The sequence below is a fragment of the Caulobacter sp. FV1ye6ST genome (assembly GCF_058681225.1).
The window spans coordinates 4147084-4162722 of the sequence record NZ_CM178733.1; the positions used below are offsets into that span (position 1 = coordinate 4147084).

Below are 15639 nucleotides of genomic sequence, written 5' to 3' on the forward strand. Positions count from 1 at the left end.
GGGACCGCCGAACGGCGGTGGAGGGGGCCAGCCGCAGCGCCCTCGGGCCTGCGCGGTCCCCCTCCGTCACGGCGCGTATTCGCGCCGCGCCACCTCCCCCAAAGAGGGGAGGAGAGACAAATCCGCCGCTTGCTAAGGCCGCAACACCACGCCCACGTCCGCCGGCGTGCCGCCGCCAACCTGCGCCAGGTACGCCGCTTGGACGGCCTCGCGTCCCTGCCCGGCCTCCACCTTCAACCACCGCGGCGCATCCGCCACGAAGCCGGACCACGCCGCGCCATACCGCCGCTCGAATTCGCCCGGCGCCCAGTCCTGCCGGCGCTTGGCGATCCGGTCCGGCGCGAAGAAGAAGGCCGGCGTCGGGCCGGGCAAAGCGGCTTGGGCGCGCGGCGCCTCCCAGTGGGTGCCGCCGACCAGGATCGAGGCCCTAAGATCGTCGGCGAACCGGTTGTGGACGCTTGCCAGCACCGCCGCATCGCCCGCGAAGTCGACGAACGCCGCCGCCCCCTCGATCGGCGCCGTCGCCAGGTCGTCGTAAAGGACCACCTGGTCGTAGAAGCCCAGCCCCTCGACGAAGGCCTTGTTGCGGGGCGAGGTCAGGCCCACGACCTTCACCCCGCCGCGCCGCTTCAGCAGCGCCGCCAGGCCGATCGCCGTCTTGGACGAGGCGCTGGACAGGATCACGCTGGCCGCGCCGTGGAAGCCGTTCTCGTCGAACTGGTCCTCGATCAGGAACGAGGTGATGAACAGCGGCTGCAGCAGCGCCTTGTGCGCCTCCAGGCCATCGTCCTCGCCCACCGCCTGATACTGATTGTAGACCAGCGCCAGATGCTGGCGGTGCGGGGCGGCGTCCGTGAAGCCGGTCTTGCCCGGCTTGGCCAGCACCGTCAGATGCGTCGACATCGGCCAATAGCCGTAGAACCGTTGTCCGACCGCGATGTCGGGATGGTTCGAAGCCTCGACCCGGGCGTGGCCCCAGACCGGTACGCGGCCAAAGCCGTCCGGACCGGGGAAGAAGTCCCAGTACTTCATCATCTCGCCGAACACGGCGTAGGTGATGTTGTTGGCCGTCAGGGCGAAGCTCTCGATGGCCAGGCGGACCTCGCCATCGTTCAGCGGAGCGGGCGCGGCGTCGCGGAACTCGGTGCGGCGCAGGTCGCTTTTGGCGACGACGAAATCCCAGGCCATGTGGGGCCTCCCAGCTTCATTTGACCGGAGTTAGCGGGAGGTCGCGCGGCAAGTCAAACGTGCGTTTGACCTTACATACGACGGCGCGCTCTGGAGCGCGGTGATTGTCATCGGGACAATGTTTCCGTTGCGACGCGGGACGCGAGGGTTCAGGTCGGGTCTAGTCCAGCTTGCGATTGGAACCCCATGACCGCCAACGCTCCCCTGCCCTTGCGCCACTTCCTGCTGGCCCTGGCCGTGGTGGCGGTGTGGGGGACGAACTTCGTGGTCATCCGCATCGGTCTGAACCACCTGCCGCCGCTGCTGTTCGCGACCTTGCGCTTCTGCATGGTGCTCGTGCCCATGGTGTTCATCGTCAAGCGGCCGGCGGTGTCCTGGGCGAACCTCGCGGCCTATGGCCTGCTGATCGGAGCGGGGCAGTTCGGCCTGCTGTTCGTGGCCATGAAGGGCCACATCTCGCCGGGCCTGGCCTCGCTGATCCTGCAGACCCAGGTGTTCTTCACCATCGGCATGGCCATGTGGATCAGCAAGGAGCGGATCCAGGGCTTCCAGGTCGCGGCCCTGCTGCTGGCGGTCGCCGGCATCGTCGTGATCGCCGCCCACGGCGGCGGGGCGGCCACGCCGCTGGGCGTGATGCTGGGCCTGCTGGCGGCGCTCAGCTGGTCGGGCGGCAACATCGTCGCGCGCCAGGCCGGGCCGGTGAACATGCTGGGCTATGTCGTCTGGGCCAGCCTGTTCTCGATCCCACCGCTGTTTCTGATGTCGCTGTGGCTGGAAGGCTGGCCGGCCGTCGTCCACGGCGTGACCAGCGCCAGCCTCGGCACCTGGCTCGCCGTGGCCTGGCAGGCCGTGGGCAACACCATGTTCGGCTATGCCGCCTGGGGCTGGCTGCTGGCGCGCCACCCTGCCGCCACCGTGACGCCCATGGCCCTGCTGGTGCCGGTGTTCGGCATGAGCGCCTCCGCCCTGATCCTGGGCGAGGGTCTGCCGGCCTGGAAGCTGATCGCCGCGGCGCTGGTGCTGACGGGCCTGGCGGTGAACATGCTGTGGCCGAAGGTGCGCGCGCGGATGCTGGCGGCGACCTAAAACGGATATTGACCTCCCCCGCGTCACCCGCCTGACCCTCCCTGAAAACAGGGAGGCCGCCATGGTGACGCCGTTCGAGGTGAACTGGACCCGCGAGCGGATCGACAAGGTCCTCGCCCAGGTTCGCGCCTATGAGTTCCCGCCCGCCCCGGAAGGCGGCGGCTGGGGCTATGGCTGCGACGCGGATTTTCTGCGCGAGCTCTGCGCCTACTGGATCGACGGCTTCGACGTCGCGGCGGCCCAGGCCAACCTCAACCGCTTCCCGCAGTTCACGGCGACGATCGAGGACCTCGACATCCACTTCGTCCACGTGGTCGGCGAGGCGGGCGGCAAGCGGCCGCTGCTGATCAGCCACGGCTGGCCGGGCAGTCACTTCGAGTTCTGGGACGCCATCGAGCCCCTGGCCTTCCCGTCGCGCCACGGCGGCGATCCGGCCGACGCCTTCGATCTCGTCATTCCGTCGCTACCCGGCTTCGGCTTCTCCGGAAAACCCAAGCGCCCGCTCGGCCAGCGCGCCACCGCGCGGATCTTCGACACGCTGATGACCGACGTCCTCGGCTATTCGACCTATCTCGCCCAAGGCGGCGACTGGGGCGGCCTCGTCACCTCCTGGCTGGGCCTCGACCACCCCGCCCATGTGAAGGCCATCCACCTCAACATGATCGGCCTGCGTCCCGCCGGACCGCCGACGACGCCCGAGGAAATAAGCTGGATCACCGGCTTCGGCGCCCAGATGGACCTCTGGGGCGCCTATTTCCGGCTGCAGGCCAGCAAGCCGCAGTCGGTGGCGTGGCTTGGCGCCAACAACCCCGTCGGCCAGGCCGCCTGGATCCTGGAGCGCTTCCACGACTGGGCGGATCTGTCGACCAAGCCGTTCGAGCAGGTGTTCACGCGTGACCAGCTGCTGACCAATCTGATGCTCTATGTGATGACCGGATCCTTCACGACCGGCGCCTGGTACTACCGGGCGATGCTGGAGGAGGGCGGCCCGGTCCTGGCGCAGGGCCAGCGCTGCGAGACGCCGACCGCCTTCGCCAACTTCCCCGGCGAGAGCATCTACAAGCCCCCGCCCCGCTCGTGGGCCGACCGGGCCTACAACATCACCCGCTGGACCGACCAGCCGCGCGGCGGCCACTTCGCGGCGATGGAGGAGCCGGGACTGTTCGTTCAGGATCTGAGAAATTGGGCTCAGGAACTCTAACCCCTCCCCCTTGATGGGGGAGGGGCTAGGGGTGGGGATGACCACGGCGGTCGATGCCAAGTGCGGCGTCCAACTCAGCATCACCCCCATACCCAACCCTTCCCCCATCAAGGGGGAAGGGAGCTTCTGGACGAGCCTGTTCAGCCATGGCATCCCGCACTCAAGTTTCTTCAAAGGTGCGCCCATGGCCCGCTACGATTTCGCGTCCGACAACGTCGCCGGCGCCATGCCCGAGGTCATGGAGGCCCTGGTCGCCGCCAATGCCGGGACGGCCTCGGGCTACGGCACCGACCACGTCAGCAAGGCCGCCGGCGACCGCATCCGCGCCCTGCTGGACGCCGACGCCGAGGTCAGGTTCACAGCCTCGGGCACGGCCGCCAACGCCTTCGCCCTGACCCTGCTGGCCGCCCCGCACGAAGCGGTGCTGGCCCATGAGCACGCCCACATCCGCACGGACGAGACCGGCGCTCCCGGCTTCTTCAGCCAGGGCGGCGGCCTGATCGGCCTGCCGGGCGCCTCGGGCAAGATCGAGCTCTCCGCCCTGGAAAACGCGCTCGCCCGTCCGGAGGTCTCGTACAATCAGCCCGCCAACGCCCTGTCCCTGACCACCGCCACCGAATACGGCACGGTCTATTCGGAAGAGCATCTGCACGCCCTGATCGCGCCGGTGAAGGCCAAGGGCTACGGCGTCCACCTGGACGGCGCGCGCCTTGCCAACGCCGTGGCCGCCGGCTTCGACCTGAAGAGCGTGCCGAAGAGGGGCGTCGACATCCTCGTGATGGGCGGCACCAAGGCGGGCTCGACCCCGACCGAGGCCGTGGTGTTCCTCAACCCAGCCCACGCCCGCCGCCTGGACGCGCGGCTGAAGCACGCGGGCCAACTGGTCTCCAAGGGCCGCTTCCTGGCCGCCCCGTGGCTGGGCCTGCTGGGCGAGGACGGCTCCACCGGTCCCTGGGCCGCCCGCGCCGCCCACGCCAACGCCATGGCGCGAAAGCTGGCCGCCCTGATGCCGTTCACGATCAAGCACCCGGTCGAGGCCAACGGCATCTTCGTCGAGATGGACGAGCCGACGCTCGAACGCCTGCGCGGCGAAGGCTGGTTCGTCTACCGCTTCCTCGATGGCACGGTGCGCTTCATGTGCTCGTGGGCGACCACGCCGGAAATGGTCGAGGACCTGGGCGCGGCGCTGAAGCGGGTTCGGTAAACCCTCTCCCACAGGGAGAGGGCGGGACCCGTCGCGAAGCGATGGGAGGGTGAGGGGTTAAACCGTCAACCGTTGCAACCCCTCATCCCCCCACGCCTGCGGCGCGGGTCCATCCTTCTCCCTCTGGGAGAAGGTGACAACGGGGGCTGCGGCCGCTTCAGCCGCCGCGCTGGCGCTCGTCTCGGTGATCCCGAGCAGCTTGGCGATCTCGCTGGCCGGGGCCGGGCGGCTGATGAAATAGCCCTGGATCTCGGCGCAGCCCTGGCCGCGCAGGGCGTTCAGCTGCTCCAGGGTCTCGACCCCCTCGGCCGTGGTGACGATGCCCATGGACGAGCCGAGGTCCAGCACGGCCTTGATGATGGCCATGGCGTCGCTGTCTTCCAGGATGTCGCGGACGAAGGTCTGGTCGATCTTGATCTTGTCGAACGGGAAGCTGCGCAGGTAGCTGAGCGAGCTGTAGCCCGTGCCGAAGTCGTCCATCGAGATCCGCACGCCCAGGGCCTTCAGGTCGTGCAGCATGGTCATGTTGGCGGCGCTGTCCTGCAGCAGCACGGACTCGGTGATCTCGAGCTCCAGGCGCTGGGCCGGCAGTCCCGAGGCGGCGATGGCCGAGACGACGGTGCGCACCAGGCCCCGGTCGCGGAACTGGGCCGGCGACAGGTTCACCGCCAGGCGCACATGGTCCGGCCAGCGGGCGGCCTCGGCGCAGGCCGTGCGCAGCACCCACTCGCCCAGCGGGACGATCAGGCCGATCTCCTCGGCCAGGGGGATGAAGTCGGCGGGCGAGACCATGCCCCGCTCGGGGTGGCGCCAGCGCAGCAGGGCCTCGCAGCCCGTCACCCGCTCGTCGCCCAGATTGTACAGCGGCTGATAGAACAGCTCGAACTCGCCGGCCGTCAGAGCCCGGCGTAGGTCCAGTTCCAGCGCCCGCCGGGCCTGAAGCTGCTCGTCCATGGCGCGCTCGAAGAAGTGGAAGGCGCCGCGACCATCGGCCTTGGCGCGGTAGAGGGCCATGTCGGCCTTCTTCAGCAGCTCGTCGGCGTCCTCGCCGTCCGAAGGCGCGGCGGCGACGCCGACGCTGGCGCCGATCACCACCTGATGGCCTTGCAGATCAAACGGCGCGGACATCGCCTCCACGATGCGCTCGGCCAGGCGCGTGGCGCCTTTCATGTCCATCAGGCCCGTCTGGACCACGGCGAACTCGTCGCCGCCAAGGCGGGCCACGGTGTCGCCTTCGCGCACGCAGCCGCGCAGGCGCTCGGCGGCGACACGCAGCAGCTCGTCGCCCAGCGGGTGGCCCAGGGTGTCATTGACGGTCTTGAAGCGATCCAGGTCGATGAAGTGCACGGCCAGTTGGTCGCCCTTGCGCGCGCGGCGGGCCAGGGCTTCGGACAGGTGTCGTTGGAACAACACGCGGTTGGGCAGCTCGGTCAGCGGGTCATAGTGGGCCAGGCGAGCGATCTGGGCCTCGGCGCGCTTGCGTTCGGCGATGTCTTCCGACACGCCCAGCAGGTATTCGGCCTGCCCCTCGGCGTTGCGCAGGGCGATCTTCTTGGTGCGGAGGATGGCCATGCCGCCGTCCTTGCGCGGCACGTGGTCCTCCTCGATCACGCGGACCTCGCCCGACTCGAGCACCTCGCGGTCGCGCTCGACATAGAGGGCGGCCATTTCGGCGTCATGGAAGTCGGCGTCGGTCTTGCCGACCACCTCGGCGCGGGACCGGCCCAGCATCTTCTCGCCGGCGCGGTTCAGCAGCACGTAACGGTGGTCGTCGGCGCGCTTGACGAACACCATCGAGGGCATGGCCTCGACGATGGCCGTCATGAAGGTCTGGGCGCGCTCGACATCGGCCTTGGCGGCGGCGAGATCGGCCACGCCCCGGCGATTGGTCTCGTTGGCGGCCTGCAGCAGGCCCAGCACCGTGCCGACGCCCAGATACCGGCCGCCCTCGGTGACGATGAAGCCGCGCAGCAGGTCCGAGGCGCGATACGACAGGCTGTCGGTGGTGAACTCGGCCAGGGCCATGTCAGCGTCGACGAGCAGCGGCTCGCGGTCCATCAGCGTCGAGATCGGGCGGTTGGCGTATAGGGCGCGGCCGTACTCGGCGGCCATGCGCAGGAAGAAGGCGTTGCGTTCGACCAGGCCGATCGGGCGGTTGTCGGCATCGACGACGGGCACGATCAGGGTGTCGGGCTCCTCGCGGAACCGCTCGTACAGGGTCTTGCCCATATCGTCCCGCCGCGCGGGCGTCAGGAAAGAAACGGTATCCCGCAGGGTGAACATGGTTACGCCTCCACTCGCGGAGGGAATGACCATTTCTCCAGCTAACGACGTGCTAATGGCCCCGCTTGAGTCCGGCTATTTCGCCAAAACTTCATGGCGCTGTCACAGTGTTTGAAGGGGCATTTACGATGCTTGACTACTCTGAATGGAGACCTGGCCCCGGCGCCCGTCATCCCTGAAGTCTCGGCCCGCCGTCAGACAGGCCGCGACCTTCACCCCAGGGGCTCGCGAGGCCTTAATCTCGCCCCCGCTTCGCATCCCCCAGCGCGACCTGCCCGACCCAGCTGACGACGCCCGTGACGATCGCCGCCGCGATCCCCGCCAACAGGCCATGGACCGCCAGGCCGTCCAGCAGCCAGGCCACCAGCCCGATCATCGCCGCGTTCACCACCAGCAGGAACAGGCCCAGGGTCAACAGGGTCAGGGGGAAGGTCAGGACGGTGACGACGGGCCGGACGATGGCGTTGACGATCCCCAGCAGGAAGCCCGCGATCAGCAGGGTGGGCCAGCCGTCGGCCGTGACGCCGGGCACGATGCGCGCGGCCAGCCACAGACCGGCGGCGGCGATCAGGATGCGGAAGATGAAACGGAACATGCGGCGCGACTCCCTCTGAACTCGGGGGAAAGATTGGCCCAATCGTGCGTCCGGTCAAAGTCACGGCGCATTCGTACAATATCCAAGCGGGCAACTCGGACATTACAAATGCGTTACCACTCTTCCAACCGCCGCTTCGCGAACTATCTAGTCCCTCGTGTGAGGGATGATCGCGCGCACTTGAGCAGCGGATCCGCACGCAAGGGGATATAAGAAGTATGGCCGTGAATTCTCTATCGGTGATGTCGCCGGACGGCGGCCTGTCGCGTTATCTCACCGAGATCCGCAAGTTCCCGATGCTTCCCAAGGACGAGGAGTTCATGCTCGCCCAGCGATGGAAAGAGCATCAGGACTCCGCCGCCGCCCACAAGATGGTGACCTCGCACCTGCGTCTCGTGGCCAAGATCGCCATGGGCTATCGCGGCTACGGCCTGCCGATCGGCGAGGTTATCTCCGAAGGTAATGTCGGCCTGATGCAGGCGGTCAAGAAGTTCGAGCCCGACAAGGGCTTCCGCCTGGCCACCTACGCCATGTGGTGGATCCGCGCCTCGATCCAGGAGTACATCCTGCGCTCGTGGTCGCTGGTGAAGATGGGCACGACCGCCGCGCAGAAGAAGCTGTTCTTCAACCTGCGCAAGGCCAAGAGCCAGATCGCCGCCTTCCAGGAAGGCGACCTGCGTCCTGACCAAGTGAGCTACATCGCCACCAAGCTGGGCGTGCTGGACAGCGAAGTCATCTCGATGAACCGCCGCCTGTCGGGCCCCGACGCCTCGCTGAACGCGCCGCTGCGCGTGGACGGCGAAAGCGAGTGGCAGGACTGGCTGGCCGACGACGACCAGGTGTCGCAAGAGACCGTCGTCGCCGAGAACGAGGAGAAGTCGCTGCGGATGTCGCTTCTGGAAGAAGCGATGGTCGAGCTGACCGACCGCGAGCGTCACATCCTCACGGAACGCCGTCTGAAGGACGACCCGACCACGCTCGAAGAGCTGGCCGCCCAGTACGGCGTCAGCCGCGAGCGCGTCCGCCAGATCGAGGTCCGGGCGTTCGAAAAGCTGCAGAAGACCATGCGCGAGGCGGCCATCGCCAAGAACATGGTGGATGCGTAAGGCTTGAACTCACCTCGGTGAGACGGAAAAGGGGCGCTCGTTGAGCGTCCTTTTTTCGTTCCGCGCCCTGGTTTCTCGCTGCCTGATAGAAACCGTCCGCTGGCGGCGAAACGCCCTTTGAGACCGACTAGCGGTGTGATGTCGTCGCGACAAGGTGCGGTTGAGTCGAGATGAGCGAACCTTCAATCTTCTTCTTCGAGGTCAATGAGCGTCAGGGGGTCTTCCACCGGCGCGCGTTCCTGTTGGGCGGGCTGACCGGGGGCGGCCTGTTGGCCCTGGGCGGTCGTCTGGCGCAGCTGCAACTGGTCGAGGCCCAGCGCTACCAGAAGCTTTCGGCCGGCAACCAGTTCAACTACCGACTGGTGCCGCCGCCGCGCGGCGTGATCCTGGACCGCAACGGCGTATCGCTGGCCTCCAACCGCCCGAACTTTCGACTGATCATCAACAAGGACAAGGGCCTCGACGCCGAGGCCGTCATGAACGACCTCTCCAAGCTGGCGCCGATCGACGACGCCCGGCGCGCCCGGGTGCTCAAGGAGCTGGACCGCGCGCCGCGCAAGGCCCCGGTCGTGGTCATGGAGGACCTCTCCTGGGAGGAGTTCTCACGCGTCAACATTCGCGCGCCGGAACTGCCGAGCGTCACCGCCGACATGGGCGAGGTGCGGGTCTATCCGTTCGGCGGCGCCTTCGCCCATGTCATCGGCTATGTGGCCAAGGCGTCGGATCGGGATCTGAAGGCCGCCGAGGGCGACAGCACCCAGGATCAGGTCCTGCTGCACAACCCCGGCTTCCGGATCGGCAAGCAGGGGGTGGAAAAGGCCTTCGACAGGGATTTGCGCGGTCGCGCCGGCGCCACCAAGGCCGAGGTCGACGCCCAGGGGCGCGTCGTGCGCCTGGATCCGGCCGGCGACATTCCCGCGACGGCCGGCAAGGAGATCCGCCTCACCCTGGACGCCGACATCCAGAACCGCGCCCTGGAGGTGATGGGCGAGGAAAGCGGCGCGATCGTCATGGTCGATTGCCGCAACGGCGACCTGCTGTGCATGGCGTCGGCGCCCAGCTTCGACGCCAACCAGTTGGTCAAGGGCCTGTCAGGTCCCGAATATCGCGCCCTGGCCGAATACGAACGCAAGCCCCTGCTCGACAAGACCATGACCGGCGTCTACCCGCCGGGCTCGACCTTCAAGCCGACGGTGGCGCTGGCGGCGCTGAGCGCGGGCGTTAATCCGAGCGAGCGGGTGGTCTGCACGGGCGGCTGGTACTTCGGCGGCCGCACCTGGCACTGCCACAAGAAGGGCGGGCATGGTTCGCAGAACATGCACGACGCCATCAAGAACTCCTGCGACGTCTATTTCTACCAGATGGCGCTGCGCATCGGGCCGGACCCGATCCACACGACGGCGACCGCCATGGGCTTTGGCCAGACCTTCGACCTCGGGATTCCCGGCCAGCGCAAGGGCCTGGTCGGCTCGCGCGAATGGAAAAAGAAGGCCTTCAAGAAGGACCCGACCTGGCATCCCGGCGACTCCGTGCCCTACGGGATCGGCCAGGGCTATATCAACGTCAACGCCCTGCAGCTGGCGGTGATGTGCGCGCGCCTGGCCAACGGCAAGCGGGCGCTGAACCCGCGCCTGGTCCAGTCGATCGGCGGGATCGACCAGCCGCACGGCGACGCCGTGGCCGACCTGCCGATCCCGGCCGAGCACCTGGCCATCGTCCGCGAAGGCATGGCGGCGGTGGCCAACGACCCCACGGGCGGCGCCTACAAGCAGAGCCAGCTTGGGCTTGGCGACGTGCTGATGGCCGGCAAGACCGGCACGGCCCAGGTCCGTCAGTATTCCCAGACCGGATCGCGCAGCAACCAGGGCGTCCCCTGGCGGCTGAAGGACCACAACCTGTTCATCGCCTTCGCGCCCTACGACAATCCCCGCTACGCGATGTCGGTGCTGGTCGAGCACGGCGGCCTGTTCGGCTCCAGCGCCGCCGCGCCCCGCGCCCGCGAGGTGATGCGCGTGGCCCTGCTGAAGGATCCGGAAATCCGCGCGCGCATCGAACAGCCGACCCCGCTGCCGTCCTTCGAGCCCGAAGAGAACGAGGCGGCGGAAGCCCCGACGCCGACGGAGGACGACCTGCCGCAGGGGTGACCGGGCTCCTGCGGCCCTCTCCTTTCGGGGGAGGGAGCAGGCGCCCTCCCCCGAACAGACTTTCAGAAGATCCGCGTCCGGCGCTATGAACGCCAGGATGACCGACGCTCCCCTCCCCCAGCTGATCCTCCTCCCCGGCCTGCTCAACGACGCCGAGCTGTGGCGCGACCAGATCAGCGGGCTTGCAGATGTCGCCCGGCCGTGGGTTCCCGACCTGACGCCCTACGCCACGATCCGCGAGATGGCGCGGAGCGTGCTGGAAAAGGCCGAGCCGAGCTTCGCCCTGGCCGGGTTCTCGATGGGCGGCTATGTGGCCCAGGAGATCGCCCGGATCGCGCCGGAGCGCATCGAGCGGCTGGCCCTGCTGGACACCTCGATCCGCGTCGACACCCCCGAGCGCGCCGCCCAGCGCCGGGCCCTGAACAAGGCCGCCGCCAAGGGCGGAACGTTCCTGGGGATCGGCCAGGCGATCATGAAGAGCTATGTCGACGCCTCGCGCCTGGACGACGCCGACCTGACCGGCCGCATCGTCGACATGACCCAGCGCCTGGGCCGCGAGGTGTTCCTGCGCCAGAACAGCCTGGAGCGCGAGGACGGCGAGGCGGCGCTGAGGGCCCTGCGCGTGCCGCTGGTGGTCATCGTCGGCGAACACGACCAGATCACCCCGGCCGAGGGCCACCGCGCCATGGCCGCGGCGATCGGCTGTTCGCACCTGCTGGTCATTCCCAACGCCGGCCACATGACGCCGATGGAAGCCCCCGGACCGGTGAACGGGGCGCTGCGCCATTGGCTGCAGCGCCCCGCCGGCAAGCGCTAAGGACACCGTCCTCGTCCTTCGACAAGCTCAGGATGAGGACGACTGGAAGACCGGTTCGCGCAAAATCCTCATCCTGAGCCTGTCGAAGGACGAGGATTTCCCGGCCATTGAACCTAAACAAAAAACCTCCCCGGACGGACCGGGGAGGTTCTTGCAGGTCGGACCTAAATCCAGACCTTAGAAGTTGAAGCGCACCCCGCCGACATAGCGGCGGCCGAACCGCTCGAACTCGATCGGGTAGCGCGACTGGTCGCCGTAGCGGCGCGCGCCCTGGTTGGTCAGGTTGCTGGCGTCGAAGAACACTTCGAGGTGCTTGTTGACCTGATAGCGGGCCGAGAAGTCCATCTCCTCGTCGCTGTCCCAGAAGATGTCGCCGTTGTCGGTGGGATAGGTCCCGCCGTTGACGACGCGATAGGCGCCGACCGACTGGCCCCACGGCGTGCGGTACTGGTAGGCCAGACGCAGGGTCATGCCGTACTTCTCGTAGATGGCCTGGACGTTGTAGACGGCGTCCGAGGTGCCCAGCACCGAGATGGTGCGGGCCGGCACGCCGCCGACCGACGGCAGGGTGACCTTGGACGAGGTCCACGTGCCCGACAGGCGCGTGCCGAAGCCGCCCAGCCAGTCGGGCAGGCTGTGCTGCTCGACGAAGGTCTTGGCGGTGCCGCTGAAGAACAGCTCGACGCCCTGCAGGTGACCTTCGCCGGCGTTGGCGATGCTGCTGTAGGCATAGCCCGAGCGGTCGACGCCGTTGCTGTTCAGCGAGGTGTCGCCGAACGTGCGCGAGGTCTGGACCAGGACGTCCTTCAGGTCCTTGTAGAAGAAGCCCGCCGACACGAAGGTCTCCTGGCCGGCGTACCATTCCAGATAGGTGTCGAGGCCGACCTGGCGCTCGGGCTTGGCGTTGGGATTGCCGCCCGAGACCGTCTGGTTGCTGTCGCTGAAGGTGAAGTTCGGGCGCAGGTCGTCGAAGTCGGCGCGCGAGGCCGAGGTGGTGACGCCGACCCGCAGCTTCAGGTCTTCCTGCAGGTTCCAGTTCAGGTGGGCGCTGGGGTAGTACAGCGTGTCGTCGCTCTTGACCTTGACCAGGCGCACGCCGGCCGGAGTCGCGCCCGCGGCCGGGAAGCTGACATAGGCCTGGCCCTCGTTTTCGATGTGCTCGACACGGACGCCGTAGACGACGTTGCCCCAGTCGAAGCGGGTCGTGCCCATGGCGTAGCCGGCGGTGATCGTCTCGCCCACGCGCCAGTAGTTGGCCGTGGTGTCGGTCTTGGTCGCGGTGCCGGCGGTGACCAGGCCCTTCACGAAGTTGGTCGTGTAGTCCTTGTCGGTGTAGCGGAAGGTGTAGTTCAGGTTCTGGCTGCCCAGATAGCCGATATTGGTGGCGAACTGCGCCCAGGCCGGGGCGGTGGCGCCCGAGAAGGCCTGGCTGAAGGCGCTTTCACGCGACTTCTTGGTGCGGTCGGTCCACAGGCCGCCGAACTCGAACTTGGTCTCATGGCCGCCCAGCTCGGCCTCATAGTCGAAGTCGGCCTTGGCGGTCAGGGCGTTGGTGAAGTCGCCGCCCTTGAGGTTGCCGGCGCTGGTCAGCGGGAACTGGAAGTCCTCGATGTTGGTCACCTGGGCGCCGCGGGTGCGGGCGCCGGTCACACCGCCGGTCTGGAACAGCTTGACGGTGTTCACGTCGCCGTTGCGGAAGTCGTACTCGACGGTCGGACGAGCCAAGAAGCTGGACGGGCTCTGGAACGCCATGGTCACCGGGGTGTCGCGGCCGTCCTGGGTGTAGGTGTAGTTCAGCCGCCACGAGGCGCTGAGCTTGTTCCACCTGTGCTCGCCGCCCACCGTGTTGGTGGACATGGCTTCCTTGGTGTTGCGGTAGTCGATGCGGCCGTTGATGCGCGCGCCGTAGCTCGTGCCGAAGGTCGGGTTGTTGGCGTTGATATAGGCGGCGCTGGTGTAGCCGGCGCCCGCCGCGTCCGTGCCCTGGTCCAGGCGGAAGATGAAGTTATCGCGCAGTTCGTCGTCGTGATAATAGGTGTTGATCGTGCTGGCGAAGATCGAGTTGTTCTCGTCGAACTTGTAGTCCAGCCGGATCGAGGCCGACAGGTTCTTGCGGGTCAGGCGATAGTGCTTGTTCTCGTGCTCGCGGGCGAAGTGCTTTTCAGGCGCGACGGTGTTGCTGAGATACGGGTCGGTTTCCCAGTTGTCGGTCGCCATCTCGCGCGAATAGTACGAGCCTTGGGCCACGACGCCGAACTTGTCGCCGAAGACGTTCGAATAGACGAGGTTGCTGTCGACCTCGTCGCCGCCGCCCAGCTTGACGCGGCCCCAGCCCAGCTTGCCCGTGATCCGCTGGCCCTTGTAGTCGAAGGCGCGACGGGTGCGAATGTCGACATTGCCCGCGACGGTGTCGCCCGGCATCGACGGTACGATGGCCTTCTCGACCGTGATCTGGCTGGCGATGGCCGAGGGAATGTTGTCGAAGCGCGTGGCGCGGCCTTCGGGGCTGACCACGGACAGACCGTCGAACGACAGGGTCGTCCAGTAGACCGGCGCGCCGCGCAGGTTGATATAGCGGGCCTGGCCCTGGTCGCGCTCGACGCCCACGCCCGGCAGGCGGCCGACGGCGAAGGCGATGTTCTGGTCGGGCAGGGCGCCGACCGCGTCGGCCGACAGCACGCTGACCAGCGAGTCCGAGTTCTTCTGGATCTGCAAAGCCACGGCCTGGCTCTCCGCCAGCGGGCGGCGGCCGGTGATGATGATGTCGCTGACCGTGGTGTCGGCCTCATTGGCCTTGGCGACTTCGTCGGCGCGCGCCACGCCGGCCACGGCGACCAGCATGAGCGAAAGGATGCTTGCGCGGCGCAGCAGCGCCGCTCGGATGCGGATGGTCATGAGTACCCCCAGGGCCGCCGCGACTTCGCGCGACTTTCGAGCTTCTGTGGGGGGAGGCCTTAGCGGCCGGGCGTCTCGTCTCCGCGACGAAACAATGACGCCTTTATGACGACACAATTTGACAGGGTTCCGCCACAATCTGGAAAGCAACAAAGGCGGCGCCCGTCGGACGCCACCCTTGAATTGGAGGCTTACCCTGTCGAAGGGAAAAGGCCTCAGGCCGCTCGGACGGCGCTTTCGGCGGTCATGAAGCCCAGCAGGGCGTCGATACGCTTGACCAGTTCGCCGCGAGCCGCGCCGCGGGACAGATCCGCGCCCATGCAGGTCTCGAGCGCCGCGGCGGCCTCGATCAGGCGGCTATCCTTGATGAACTCGCCGACCTTTCGCAGTTCGACCGCCTGGGCGATCAGAGCGCGGCGGGCTTGGGCCGGATCGCTGTCCAGCGCGGTGGCGGCGGACTTGACGATGCGCAGGGCCTGGGACAGGCGCGCGGCGGGCGTGCCGGCCCCATCGGCCTTGCGCTTGCGCGGACCCTTGTAGTCGGCCGAGTTGAAGCGGCGGCGGTCGGGGCCGACATAGGCCACGGCCTCGATCCAGTCGCGCGGCTTCAAGGTCACCGCTTCGAGACGACGCTCAAGGTCGCCCAGATTGAACGGCTTGCGCATGAACTCGTGCACGCCGGCGTCGCGCGCGCCGAAGATCGCTTCGGCGGTGGCTTCGGCCGTGCAGATGATCACCGGGGCCTGGCGGCACATCAGGTCGCTGCGGCGGATCTTGCGGGTGAAGGCAAGGCCGTCGACGCCGGCCTGATTGTGCTCGACGAAGATCAGCTGGGGGTCGGTGGCGCGGGCCATGGCGTAGCCCTTCTCCGCCGACGGGGCGGCGAAGATCTGCACCCCGCCCAGGGGACGCAGATGTTCGGCCAGCAAGCGCGCCGTCGCCGGGTTCGGGTCGACGACCATCACGCGCTGCACCTTGGCCGCGACACGCTGGATTGTGCGGACGTTACCGTCGAACACGGACGACAGCCTCCTCGAAACTAGACATCGACGGTTAGACCCAGAATGTAAAAATCCGCTTAGGATTGATCACGATCAATCGCATCGGTTCGCCACGCCCC

Annotated in this window: 11 protein-coding genes and 1 pseudogene; 6 read left to right on the forward strand and 6 right to left on the reverse strand. The window is 67.7% G+C overall.

All coding sequences use genetic code 11. The features are described from left to right. Positions 1 to 132: 132 nt before the first annotated feature. Entirely contained in the window at positions 133 to 1188 is a 1056-nt protein-coding gene (locus ACW175_RS19725; RefSeq protein WP_492101669.1) for a DUF2855 family protein, read from the reverse strand. A gap of 186 nt (positions 1189 to 1374) precedes the next feature. Between ACW175_RS19725 and ACW175_RS19730 the strand changes: the two genes are divergently transcribed. From ACW175_RS19730 to ACW175_RS19740, 3 genes are all read left to right on the forward strand, one after another. After that, positions 1375 to 2274, forward strand: a complete 900-nt coding sequence (locus tag ACW175_RS19730; RefSeq protein ID WP_492101670.1) for an EamA family transporter — start codon at positions 1375 to 1377, stop codon at positions 2272 to 2274. A 61-nt stretch (positions 2275 to 2335) separates the two neighbouring features. Next, a complete protein-coding gene (locus tag ACW175_RS19735; RefSeq protein ID WP_492101671.1) occupies positions 2336 to 3475 on the forward strand; it encodes an epoxide hydrolase family protein in 1140 nt (379 codons plus the stop codon). 184 nt (positions 3476 to 3659) lie between these two features. Beyond that, complete coding sequence (locus ACW175_RS19740) at positions 3660 to 4679, forward strand: threonine aldolase family protein (protein ID WP_492101672.1); 1020 nt, start codon at positions 3660 to 3662, stop codon at positions 4677 to 4679. A 57-nt stretch (positions 4680 to 4736) separates the two neighbouring features. On the opposite strand, the gene ACW175_RS19745 is transcribed toward ACW175_RS19740, so the two are convergent. Together ACW175_RS19745 and ACW175_RS19750 are read right to left on the reverse strand one after the other, a co-directional pair. Continuing rightward, on the reverse strand, positions 4737 to 6962 hold the full coding sequence (locus tag ACW175_RS19745; protein ID WP_492101673.1) for a putative bifunctional diguanylate cyclase/phosphodiesterase: 2226 nt from the start codon (positions 6960 to 6962) through the stop codon (positions 4737 to 4739). Between the two features lie 235 nt (positions 6963 to 7197). Next, positions 7198 to 7557, reverse strand: coding sequence for a phage holin family protein (locus ACW175_RS19750; protein ID WP_492101674.1), 360 nt, complete (start codon positions 7555 to 7557; stop codon positions 7198 to 7200). A 209-nt stretch (positions 7558 to 7766) separates the two neighbouring features. Between ACW175_RS19750 and rpoH the strand changes: the two genes are divergently transcribed. The 3 genes from rpoH (at position 7767) to ACW175_RS19765 (ending at position 11624) form a co-directional block, all read left to right on the forward strand. Continuing rightward, a complete protein-coding gene (gene rpoH, locus ACW175_RS19755) occupies positions 7767 to 8663 on the forward strand; it encodes an RNA polymerase sigma factor RpoH (protein WP_099575897.1) in 897 nt (298 codons plus the stop codon). Between the two features lie 170 nt (positions 8664 to 8833). After that, entirely contained in the window at positions 8834 to 10807 is a 1974-nt protein-coding gene (gene mrdA, locus ACW175_RS19760) for a penicillin-binding protein 2 (protein ID WP_492101675.1), read from the forward strand. Between the two features lie 85 nt (positions 10808 to 10892). After that, positions 10893 to 11624 (forward strand): alpha/beta fold hydrolase, encoded by a 732-nt coding sequence (locus ACW175_RS19765; RefSeq protein WP_492101676.1) that lies wholly within the window; start codon positions 10893 to 10895, stop codon positions 11622 to 11624. Positions 11625 to 11629: 5 nt separating this feature from the next. Here ACW175_RS19765 and ACW175_RS19770 read toward each other — a convergent pair. The 3 genes and pseudogenes from ACW175_RS19770 to ACW175_RS19780 all read right to left on the reverse strand — a co-directional run. After that, positions 11630 to 11745: pseudogene (locus ACW175_RS19770) on the reverse strand (hypothetical protein); the annotation flags it as partial. Between the two features lie 56 nt (positions 11746 to 11801). Further along, a complete protein-coding gene (locus ACW175_RS19775; RefSeq protein ID WP_492101677.1) occupies positions 11802 to 14519 on the reverse strand; it encodes a TonB-dependent receptor in 2718 nt (905 codons plus the stop codon). Positions 14520 to 14734: 215 nt separating this feature from the next. Next, on the reverse strand, positions 14735 to 15481 hold the full coding sequence (locus ACW175_RS19780) for a response regulator (RefSeq protein WP_492105010.1): 747 nt from the start codon (positions 15479 to 15481) through the stop codon (positions 14735 to 14737). Positions 15482 to 15639: the final 158 nt, after the last annotated feature.

What these genes read in the sequence shown, in the direction of transcription:
- ACW175_RS19725 (WP_492101669.1), bottom strand. Translation starts at nt 1,188, where the DNA reads ATGGCCTGGGATTTCGTCGTCGCCAAAAGCGACCTGCGCCGCACCGAG.
- ACW175_RS19730 (WP_492101670.1), top strand. Translation starts at nt 1,375, where the DNA reads ATGACCGCCAACGCTCCCCTGCCCTTGCGCCACTTCCTGCTGGCCCTG.
- ACW175_RS19735 (WP_492101671.1), top strand. Translation starts at nt 2,336, where the DNA reads ATGGTGACGCCGTTCGAGGTGAACTGGACCCGCGAGCGGATCGACAAG.
- ACW175_RS19740 (WP_492101672.1), top strand. Translation starts at nt 3,660, where the DNA reads ATGGCCCGCTACGATTTCGCGTCCGACAACGTCGCCGGCGCCATGCCC.
- ACW175_RS19745 (WP_492101673.1), bottom strand. Translation starts at nt 6,962, where the DNA reads ATGTTCACCCTGCGGGATACCGTTTCTTTCCTGACGCCCGCGCGGCGG.
- ACW175_RS19750 (WP_492101674.1), bottom strand. Translation starts at nt 7,557, where the DNA reads ATGTTCCGTTTCATCTTCCGCATCCTGATCGCCGCCGCCGGTCTGTGG.
- mrdA (WP_492101675.1), top strand. Translation starts at nt 8,834, where the DNA reads ATGAGCGAACCTTCAATCTTCTTCTTCGAGGTCAATGAGCGTCAGGGG.
- ACW175_RS19765 (WP_492101676.1), top strand. Translation starts at nt 10,893, where the DNA reads ATGAACGCCAGGATGACCGACGCTCCCCTCCCCCAGCTGATCCTCCTC.
- ACW175_RS19775 (WP_492101677.1), bottom strand. Translation starts at nt 14,519, where the DNA reads ATGACCATCCGCATCCGAGCGGCGCTGCTGCGCCGCGCAAGCATCCTT.
- ACW175_RS19780 (WP_492105010.1), bottom strand. Translation starts at nt 15,481, where the DNA reads ATGGTCGTCGACCCGAACCCGGCGACGGCGCGCTTGCTGGCCGAACAT.